The following is a 9,974-nucleotide window of genomic DNA, read 5'->3' on the forward strand; positions in this document are numbered from 1 at the left end:
CTTGCTCCGGGCCGGACGACGACCGGTCCCGCCGCCGGCCGAGCAGCGTACGTACGACGGACAGAGAAGACACATGGACCGCCTCGACAACACCATCCGCCCCTACGCCTGGGGTTCCCCCACAGCCATCCCGCACCTCCTCGGCGTCGAGCCGACCGGCGAACCCCAGGCGGAGATGTGGATGGGGGCCCACCCCGGCGCCCCCTCGCGCAGCGCGCGCGGCACGCTCGTCGAGGTCATCGACGCCGACCCGGAGCGGGAGCTCGGCGCCCGCGCGGTGGCCAGGTTCGGTCCCCGCCTGCCGTTCCTGCTCAAGATCCTCGCCGCCGGCGCGCCCCTCTCCCTCCAGGTGCACCCGAACCTGGAGCAGGCCAAGGAGGGGTACGCCGACGAGGAACTGCGCGGCATCCCGGCCGACGCCCCGCACCGCAACTACCGGGACGCCAACCACAAGCCCGAACTGATCTGCGCGCTCACCGAGTTCGACGGCCTGTGCGGCTTCCGCGACCCGCTCCAGGCTGCCGGCCTCCTCGACGGCCTGGGCGTCGACTCCCTCAAGCCGTACGTCGACCTCCTGCACGCCCACCCCGAGGAAGCGGCCCTGCGCGAGGTCCTCACCGCGATCCTCAGCGCCGACCCGCAGGACATGGCCCACACGGTGGCCGAAACCGCCGCCGCCTGCTCCCGGCTCGGCGGCGACTACGCCCCCTACGCCGACATCGCCCACCACTACCCGGGCGACCCGGGCGTCATCGCAGCCGTGCTGCTCAACCACGTCCGACTGCAGCCCGGCGAGGCCCTGTTCCTCGGCGCCGGCATCCCGCACGCCTACCTCAGCGGCCTCGGCGTCGAGATCATGGCCAACTCCGACAACGTCCTGCGCTGCGGCCTGACCCCGAAACACGTCGACGTCCCCGAACTCCTGCGTATCGTCCGCTTCGAGTCGGCCGACCCGGGCGTGCTGCGGCCCGAGGCCACCGCGGACGGCGAGGAGGTCTACGAGACGCCGATCGACGAGTTCCGGCTCTCCCGGTTCACCCTGCCCGAGGCCGGCAGCGCCCACGACGTCACCCGTGACACCCCGCAGATCCTGCTGTGCACGGCTGGTTCGGTCCGAGCCGGCGACCACGAGCTGAGCCCTGGCCGGTCGGTGTTCGTCCCGGCGGGTGAGAAGGCGGAGATCTCGGGCGCGGGCACTGTCTTCCGGGCCACCGTGATCGTATGACCGGGGTTGTGGACACCTGACGGACCGGTGCCCGGCCGGGCTGCAAGAATGACCCACCGGCAAAGGCCGGGCAAAGCCGGGTACACGCCTGGACGGCGTGGACGGACGAGGGCGACTGTCGCCAGAGGCGAAGGGACAACGCGGAAACATGAGCGCGTCAGGCGGTACCAGGGCGATCGTGGCGGCACTCGGCGCCAACCTCGCGATCGCGGCGGCGAAGTTCGTGGCGTTCGCGTTCAGCGGCTCCTCGTCGATGCTCGCCGAGGGCGTCCACTCGCTCGCCGACTCCGGCAACCAGTTCCTGCTGCTCGTCGGCGGCAAGAAGGCCCAGCAAGAGGCCACCCCGCAGCACCCGTTCGGCTACGGCCGCGAGCGCTACATCTACGCCTTCCTCGTCTCGATCGTGCTCTTCTCCGTCGGCGGCATGTTCGCCATCTACGAGGGCTACGAGAAGGTCAGCCACCCGCACGAACTGGAGCACTGGTACTGGCCGGTCGGCGTCCTCGTCTTCGCGATCATCGCCGAGGGCTTCTCCTTCCGCACGGCCATCAAGGAGTCGAACGAACTGCGCGGCACACTGTCCTGGTCGCAGTTCATCCGCCGCGCCAAGGCCCCTGAGCTGCCGGTGGTCCTCCTGGAGGACTTCGGCGCGCTCATCGGTCTGGTCCTCGCCCTCGGCGGAGTCGGCCTCACCCTGCTGACCGGAGACGGCGTCTGGGACGGCATCGGCACCGTCTGCATCGGCGTCCTCCTCGTCCTCATCGCCCTGGTCCTGGCCGCCGAGACCAAGTCGCTGCTGCTGGGCGAGGCCGCCGGCATCGAGGACGTCAGGAAGATCGAGGCCGCGATCGTCGACGGCGAGACGGTCACCGCCGTCATCCACATGCGCACGCTGCACCTCGGCCCGGAGGAGCTGCTGGTCGCCGCCAAGATCGCCGTACGGCACGACGACACGGCCGGCCAGGTGGCCAGGGCCATCGACGCCGCCGAGACCCGCATCCGCACGGCCGTCCCCATCGCCCGGGTCATCTACCTGGAGCCGGACATCTACAGCGAGGCCGAGGCCGCCAAGGGCCCGGACCCGGAAGCGACCCCGGGCGGCCCGAACCCCCACCCGGCCGTGCACTGAGCCCTACCCGGCCGTGCACTGAGCCCTACCCGGCCGTGCACTGAGCCCTACCCGGCCGTGCACCGAGCCCTGAGCTCGCCTGGCCGGGCCCCTGACCTCACGCGGCCGGGCACCGAGCCGAGAAGCGCGGGTTCCGTCCCGTACGAGCCCTCACCGGGGTCGGCCGGACAGCCCGGGGAGCGGGCGGCACCAGAGGCAGGTCATCCGACCTCGCCGAGCACGCCGAGCACGGCCCGCTCGTCCGGTGCCGTCAGCAGCCGCTCCCGGAACCCGGCGTCCATCAGCTTGCGCGACAGCAGCGCGAGGATCCGAAGATGCTCATCGCCCGCGGCGGCCCCGGGTACGGCGATCATGAACACCAGCCGGGCCTTCGTACCGTCCGGCGAACCCCACTCGACGCCCTCGGCGGACCGCGCGAAGCCGACGACCGGCGCCGTCACCGCGTCCGTCTTGGCGTGCGGGATCGCGATCTCCTCACCGAGCCCGGTGGTCCCCTGCGCCTCGCGCCGCAGTGCCGTCGCCACCAGCTCCTCCACATCGGCGACCCGGCCGCCGCGCACCAGCAGTTCGGCCATCTCCCGGATAGCGGCCCCCTTCTCCCCGGCCCCGAGAGCGACCTGCACGGTCCGCTCGGTGAGATACCCGGACAACACCTCTGGCCCGTCCTCCTCCGCGGTCACGACCGTCCCGGGGCCCGGCCGGGCCCCGGCGCCGGACCCGCTCCCCTGCACGGCACCGGTCTCCACCACGGCGCTCACACCGGATCCCACCACGGCGCTCACACCGGGATCCGCGACGGCGGCGGTGCCGGGATCCGTGACGGAGGGCGCGTCGGGGCGCGCGACGGCCCCCGCACCGGTCAGCACGGGAGCCCCCACGGCGGTCACACCCGCAGCGGCAGCCGGGCGCCGACCGCGCGTGCCGAGGTCGATCAGGGCCACCGTCGCCAGCGCCGTGGCCACCGTGCCGGTCAGCACGGCGACGAAGAACATCGGCACCCCGCTCACCGCACCGAGCACCGCCACGATCGGCCCGCCGTGCGGAACCGCGTCCTTCACCCCGGCCAGCCCCGCGACCGCGCCGGCCACCGCGCCGCCGAGCATGTTCGCGGGGATGACCTGCGCCGGACGAGCCGCAGCGAACGGAATCGCACCCTCGGAAATACCGAAGCAGCCCATGAACAGCGCCGCCAGCCCCGTCTCCCGCTCCTGCTCCGTATAGAGCCGCCGGCGGATCAGCGTGGCCAGGCCCTGTCCGAGCGGCATCACCGGGATCGCGGCCGCGCACATGCCCATCACCGTCTGGTTGCCGCTCGCTATGAGCCCCGCCCCGAACAGGAACGCCGTCTTGTTGACGGGCCCGCCCATGTCGAACGCGATCATCAGGCCGAGTAGCGCCCCGAGCAGGATCGCGCTGGTGCCCGTCATTCCGCCGAGCCGGCTGGTCAGATGCTCGAAAACCCAGGAGATCGGCTTACCGATGACGTAGATGACGAACAGCCCGAGCGCCGTGGTCGCCACGATCGGGATCACGATGATCGGCATGATCGGCTGCACGAACCTCGGCACCCGGACCTTTTTGATCCAGAGCACCAGGTAGCCGGCGAGGAACCCGGTGGCGATCGCCCCGATGAAGCCCGCGCCGGCTTTGGAGTCGTACAGCGCCCCCGTGTTGGCGATCCAGCCGCCGATCATGCCCGGCACCAGCGCGGGCCGGTCGGCGATGGCGTACGCGATGTAGCCCGACAGGATCGGGATCATCAGCTGGAAGCCGATGCCGCCGACGGCGTTGACGTGGGCCCAGAACGTGCCCTCCGGTATCACGTAGCCCTTGGCCGTCGCGTGTCCGCCCAGTGCCAGCGAGACCGCGATCAGCAGACCGCCGACGACCACGAACGGGATCATGTACGAGACGCCGTTCATCAGTGCCTTGTACACCGGGCCCCGCTCCTTGCCACCGCCCGCGCGAGCGGTGACCGCAGCGCCGGCGGCCCCGCCGGCCCCGTGATGCGGCGCCGTCCGGACCCGCTCGATCAGCTGCTCGGGGTGGCGGATCCCCTCGGCGACCCCGGCCACCAGCACACGCTTGCCCGCGAAACGGCTCAGGTCGACGTCCTTGTCGGCGGCGACGATGATCCCGTCCGCCTCTCTGACATCGTTGTCATCGAGTACGTTCTCGGCCCCGATGGATCCCTGGGTCTCCACCTTCATGTCGATGCCGCGGCTCGCGGCGGCCTGGGCGAGTTTCTCCGCCGCCATGTAGGTGTGCGCGATACCGGTCGGGCACGCGGTCACCGCCAGCAGCTTCACCCGCCGGCCCTCGTCGTCGCGGCCACCCGTGGTGGGAAGGCCTGCCGGACTGGTCACGTGGATCTCCTCACGCCTTCGTCACGCGCGACGCCGTCCCGGACGCCCCGCCAGAGGAACCGGAATGCCCGGTCCCCCTGCATCCTGCACCACGCCACCACTGGCCCGAAGGCGTAGAAATCCCATTTCGTCCGGGTCTGTCGACCGCGGGCCCGCCCCGGTTCCACGGTTTCCGCACAACCGACGGCACCCGCCCCCGCCCCCGCGCCCCACCTCGAAGCCGCCTTCCGTACCGCTCGAACCATGCGGAGGCGGACTGGGGACGATCGGCTTCTGCGTGTAGCTTGGGACGGAGCCAGACGTCGCTGCTGATGGCGGTCGGGCGGTCCCACGCTGGACCGGCCGAGGGAGAGAGGGCCTCCGACGGACTGCGCTGCGCGTACGCGGGCATGTCCGTGTCCTCCTTGGGGCACCCCTGTGTCCGCCGCCGCGCAGACCAGCCGTACCCACCTCGACCCACACCCCGAGGAGCAGCTCGCAATGACGACTGTCGACAACCGACAGGACTTCAAGGTCGCCGACCTCTCCCTGGCCGAGTTCGGCCGCAAGGAGATCACCCTCGCCGAGCACGAGATGCCCGGCCTGATGGCGATCCGCAGGGAGTACGCCGAGGCGCAGCCGCTGGCCGGCGCCCGCGTCACCGGATCCCTGCACATGACGGTGCAGACCGCCGTCCTCATCGAGACCCTGGTCGCCCTGGGCGCCGAGGTCCGCTGGGCCTCCTGCAACATCTTCTCCACCCAGGACCACGCGGCCGCCGCCATCGCCGTCGGCCCGAACGGCACGCCCGACAACCCGCAGGGCATTCCGGTCTTCGCCTGGAAGGGCGAGACCCTGGAGGAGTACTGGTGGTGCACGGAGCAGGCGCTGACCTGGCCGAACACCCCCACCGGCGGCCCGAACATGATCCTGGACGACGGCGGTGACGCCACTCTCCTCGTCCACAAGGGCGTCGAGTACGAGAAGGACGGCAAGGTCCCCGGCCTGGAGACCGCCGAGTCCGACGAGCACCGCGTCATCCTCCAGCTGCTGCACCGCACCATCACGGACGGCTCGCAGAAGTGGACCCAGCTGGCCTCCGAGATCCGCGGCGTGACCGAGGAGACCACCACCGGCGTCCACCGCCTGTACGAGATGCAGCGCGACGGCGTCCTCCTCTTCCCGGCGATCAACGTCAACGACGCCGTCACCAAGTCGAAGTTCGACAACAAGTACGGCTGCCGCCACTCCCTGATCGACGGCATCAACCGCGCCACCGACGTGCTGATCGGCGGCAAGACCGCCGTCGTCTGCGGCTACGGCGACGTCGGCAAGGGCTGCGCCGAGTCCCTGCGCGGCCAGGGCGCCCGCGTGATCATCACCGAGATCGACCCGATCTGCGCTCTGCAGGCGGCGATGGACGGTTACCAGGTCAGCACCCTGGACGACGTCGTGGACATCGCCGACATCTTCATCACCACGACCGGCAACAAGGACATCATCATGGCCTCGGACATGGCCAAGATGAAGCACCAGGCGATCGTGGGCAACATCGGTCACTTCGACAACGAGATCGACATGGCCGGCCTCGCCAAGATCCCGGGCATCGTCAAGGACGAGGTCAAGCCGCAGGTCCACACCTGGAAGTTCCCCGACGGCAAGGTCATCATCGTGCTGTCGGAGGGCCGCCTGCTGAACCTGGGCAACGCCACCGGCCACCCGTCGTTCGTGATGTCCAACTCCTTCGCGGACCAGACACTGGCCCAGATCGAGCTGTTCACCAAGCCCGACGCGTACCCGATCGGCGTCTACACCCTGCCCAAGCACCTCGACGAGAAGGTCGCCCGCCTCCACCTGGACGCGCTGGGCGTCAAGCTCACCACGCTCCGCCCGGAGCAGGCCGCCTACATCGGCGTAGAGGTCGAAGGCCCGTACAAGCCGGACCACTACCGCTACTGAGCGGCCCGGCACAGCCGTGGCGAGTGCGCCGGTGCGCCGGCGCACTCCTCAGCGGCAGTACCTCCGAGGCAGGCCCCCGCACCCCCGTGCCGGGGGCCTGCCCCTTTGGCCGCTGTGGCCCGACCAGCCCGTCAAGACCCAGGACCCCCATGCCCCGCGGCCGCTATTCGCTTCACGATCCGCACGATCACACCCCCCTCGGGGAAGAACACTTCCAGTGCGCCCCCGGCCCGTCCGGCTGGCGCTACGTCTCCCAGCTGACCTCGCCCACGGGCGATCACCGGGGCTCGGTCGACCTGGCCCTGGACGATCTCGGCCGGCCCATCCGTCTCGAACTCCACGCGGGAGGCTGGCAGGTGCGCGGCGCCGCCCTCGACGGCGTGACCTGGGTCCGCACCGATCCCACCGGAACCCATGCCACCGAAGGCACTGTGCGCGCCCACGCCTTCACCGGCACGTCCCCCGCGTTCCTCGTGGCCACCGCCCGTCTGCTGCGCCTCACCCCCTCCGCCGCCGCGACCCGTGTGCGCCTGGTCTGCTTCACGGATCCGGTACTCGCCCCCCGTACCGTGGATCAGTCCTGGGCACTGGTGAACAGCGAAGCACACGCCACTGACAACGGCCCTCTTTCCGTGGACGAGTACCAGGTCACAGCCCTGGACACCGGCGAACGGCACTCCGTCCACATCGCCGGCGACGTCGTCCTGGCCGCGCCCGGGATCGAGCTGGAAGACCTCCGGTCACCGCCGTCGCGACTCGGCTGAACGCCGGCGCGGTGAGTCGCCGCACGCCAGCAACCGAGTCTTCACGTGGACCGAGCACACGCGTGGACCAAGCACACGCGTGAGCCGAGCCAACGCTGCCCGGGCCGGCGGGGTCTAGGCAGGCGGGGCGAACCCGGTGGCCGGGCGGCCGGCGGGCGGCTCGTCCCGCGGCGGCGCCGGCGGCTGCCGCATCGGGTCCTGCGCCTGACCGGGCTGAACGGAACCCTGCGACCGGGCGCCCGCCGAAGGCCCGTACGGGGCCGGTGCACCGGGGTGGGCGCCAGGCGGCGCGAAGGCACCGGTGCCGTACGGGCCCGGGGCGAAGGCACCGGTGCCGTACGCCTGCCTGGCGTCCCGGGACTGCCGCTCGTGCACCACGGCCGCCAGGAAAGCGGCCGGCGGAGTCCCCGGAGGCACAGGCGCCCCGGTACGCGCCGCGAGGTCGTCCGCGAGCCGCTGCGCCATACCGAGGGAGACCTGCGGATCCAGCTGCTGCATCCGGCTCAGATACTGCCGGACAGCGAGCCACAGTCCGTCCGGGACCGCCGACAGATCCAGCCCCGTGAACCGGCCCGCCAGCCACGGCGGCGGAGGCGGTACGAATCCCGCCCGCCCCACGGGTATCCGCTCGCGCACGACCAGGGTCCCCGCGAAGACGTCCCCGAGCCGCCGGCCGCGCTCCGACACCAGTGAGGCGATACAGGCCACGACCCCGAACGTCATGAGGATCTCCACGACACCGATGGCGCCCCGCACCAGCGCGTGCCGGAACCGGATGGGCCCACCGTCGTCCCGCACCACCCGCAGCCCGAACGCCAGCTTCCCCAGCGATCGCCCATGGCTCAGGGTCTCCACCGCGATCGGTCCGCCGACCAGCACGAGCAGGAACGCCGCGATCGACAGCGCCACCTGTGCGGCGTCGTCCAGAGAAGCGGTCGTCGCCACCAGCACCACGGTCACCAGGATGTAGGCGACCAGCGCCACCGCCAGGTCGAGCGCCACCGCCAACGCCCTGCTGGGCAGCTTGGCGGGCCGCAGCTCGAGTGCCACCGCCTCGCCGGTCACCAGCTCACTCACGCCTGCCGTCCTTCCCTGGTCAACCCCGTGGACCGCAAGTCTGCCAAGCTGTGGGCGCATCGCGCCGCAGTACGACAAGCTGACAGCAGATCCGTGCATCCACGACAAGCGGCCGACGACCGGCCGAGGAGCAGGCAGACCCGATGGACCTGGACGTCTTCGTCTCCGTACACCGCGCCGAATGGGACCGTCTCGACGCCCTGCTCCGGCGCCGGCGCCGTCTCGGCGGAGCGGAAGCCGACGAACTCGTCGTCCTCTATCAGCGCACCGCCACACATCTCTCGCTCATCCGGTCGAGCGCCCCGGACCCACAGCTGACCGGGCGGCTCAGCCAGCTCGTGGCACGCGCGCGCAACGCCGTCACCGGAACCCGTCGCGCTTCCTGGCGTGACGTCACCCGTTTCCTCGGCCGCGGCTTCCCGGCCGCCGTCTACCGCGCACGCCACTGGTGGGTCCCCACCGCGCTCGTCTCCACCGCGGTCGCGATCCTCCTGGGCTGGTGGATCGGCGCCCACCCGGACATACAGTCGTCCATCGCGGCCCCCAGCCGGCTGCGGGACCTGACCCGCCCCGGCGGCGAGTACGAGACCTACTACTCCAGCCACCCGGCGAGCGCCTTCGCCGCGCAGGTGTGGACGAACAACGCCCAGGCAGCCGCGATGTGCCTGGTGCTGGGAGTCTTCCTGGGGCTGCCGGTCCTCTTCATCCTCTTCGAGAACATGCTGAACCTGGGCGTCGGCTTCGGCCTCATGTCCTCTGCCGGTCGCCTCGACACCTTCCTGGGCCTCGTCCTTCCGCACGGCCTGCTCGAACTGACGGCGGTCTTCGTCGCCGCCGGCACGGGCCTGCGCCTGGGCTGGACGCTGATCGACCCCGGACCGCGCACCAGACGCACGGCACTCGCGGAGGAGGGACGATCGGCGATCGCCATGGCCATCGGCCTCGCGCTGGTGCTGTTCGTCTCCGGTGCCATAGAAGGCTTCGTCACCCCGTCCGGTCTGCCCACCTGGGCACGCATCGGTATAGGGATCGCGGCCGAACTGGCATTCCTGGCGTACGTCTTCGTACTGGGCGGCCGCGCGGCACGCGCCGGCGAGGCCGGCGATCTCGGAGCGGGGGAGCGCAGCGCCTCCGTGCCCACCGCCGCCTGATGTGCATCCGGCCCCTGTGAGCTGCTAGTCTCCTCCTCGCCCGCAAAAGCCGTTGACACGGAAGGCGCGGGGAGGTAGATTCAAACAGTTGCCTTGGACTGGACAAGTTCAGAGGTAGCAGCTAGACTCGACTTCGCTTCCGGAGAGTCGTCTCAGACATTCCGAAGAAGCCTCCTCCCGATAAATCGGAAATGAGTGGCCGGTCAGACCGGCCAAGAACTTCTGATAAAGTCGGAACCGCCGGAAAGGGAAACGCGAAAGCGAGAACCTGGAAAGCACCGAGGAAATCGGATCGGAAAGATCTGATAGAGTCGGAAACACCGA

General features: G+C 70.7%; 7 protein-coding genes. 5 read left to right on the forward strand and 2 right to left on the reverse strand.

What is annotated here, in order from left to right; all coding sequences use genetic code 11:
- Positions 1–73 precede the first annotated feature (73 nt).
- Both manA and ACGFT2_RS28615 read left to right on the forward strand, forming a co-directional pair.
- Positions 74–1,225, forward strand: a complete 1,152-nt coding sequence (gene manA, locus ACGFT2_RS28610; protein ID WP_393283459.1) for a mannose-6-phosphate isomerase, class I — start codon at positions 74–76, stop codon at positions 1,223–1,225.
- A 148-nt stretch (positions 1,226–1,373) separates the two neighbouring features.
- Positions 1,374–2,354: a cation diffusion facilitator family transporter gene (locus ACGFT2_RS28615; protein WP_393283462.1), complete on the forward strand. Its 981-nt coding sequence runs from the start codon at positions 1,374–1,376 to the stop codon at positions 2,352–2,354.
- A gap of 200 nt (positions 2,355–2,554) precedes the next feature.
- On the opposite strand, the gene ACGFT2_RS28620 is transcribed toward ACGFT2_RS28615, so the two are convergent.
- Positions 2,555–4,720: a fructose-specific PTS transporter subunit EIIC gene (locus ACGFT2_RS28620; protein ID WP_393283464.1), complete on the reverse strand. Its 2,166-nt coding sequence runs from the start codon at positions 4,718–4,720 to the stop codon at positions 2,555–2,557.
- 480 nt (positions 4,721–5,200) lie between these two features.
- On the opposite strand from ACGFT2_RS28620, the gene ahcY reads away from it, so the two are divergent.
- Both ahcY and ACGFT2_RS28630 read left to right on the forward strand, forming a co-directional pair.
- Positions 5,201–6,658 (forward strand): adenosylhomocysteinase, encoded by a 1,458-nt coding sequence (gene ahcY / locus ACGFT2_RS28625; protein ID WP_393283466.1) that lies wholly within the window; start codon positions 5,201–5,203, stop codon positions 6,656–6,658.
- Positions 6,659–6,807: 149 nt separating this feature from the next.
- Positions 6,808–7,422, forward strand: a complete 615-nt coding sequence (locus ACGFT2_RS28630) for a hypothetical protein (protein ID WP_393283468.1) — start codon at positions 6,808–6,810, stop codon at positions 7,420–7,422.
- A 114-nt stretch (positions 7,423–7,536) separates the two neighbouring features.
- Here the strand turns inward: ACGFT2_RS28630 and ACGFT2_RS28635 are convergent, their stop codons facing one another.
- Positions 7,537–8,499, reverse strand: coding sequence for an RDD family protein (locus ACGFT2_RS28635; protein ID WP_393283470.1), 963 nt, complete (start codon positions 8,497–8,499; stop codon positions 7,537–7,539).
- 143 nt (positions 8,500–8,642) lie between these two features.
- On the opposite strand from ACGFT2_RS28635, the gene ACGFT2_RS28640 reads away from it, so the two are divergent.
- On the forward strand, positions 8,643–9,650 hold the full coding sequence (locus ACGFT2_RS28640) for a stage II sporulation protein M (protein ID WP_393283471.1): 1,008 nt from the start codon (positions 8,643–8,645) through the stop codon (positions 9,648–9,650).
- Positions 9,651–9,974: the final 324 nt, after the last annotated feature.

It is taken from the genome of Streptomyces sp. NPDC048514 (genome assembly GCF_043199955.1).
Classification (GTDB): Bacteria; Actinomycetota; Actinomycetes; order Streptomycetales; family Streptomycetaceae; genus Streptomyces.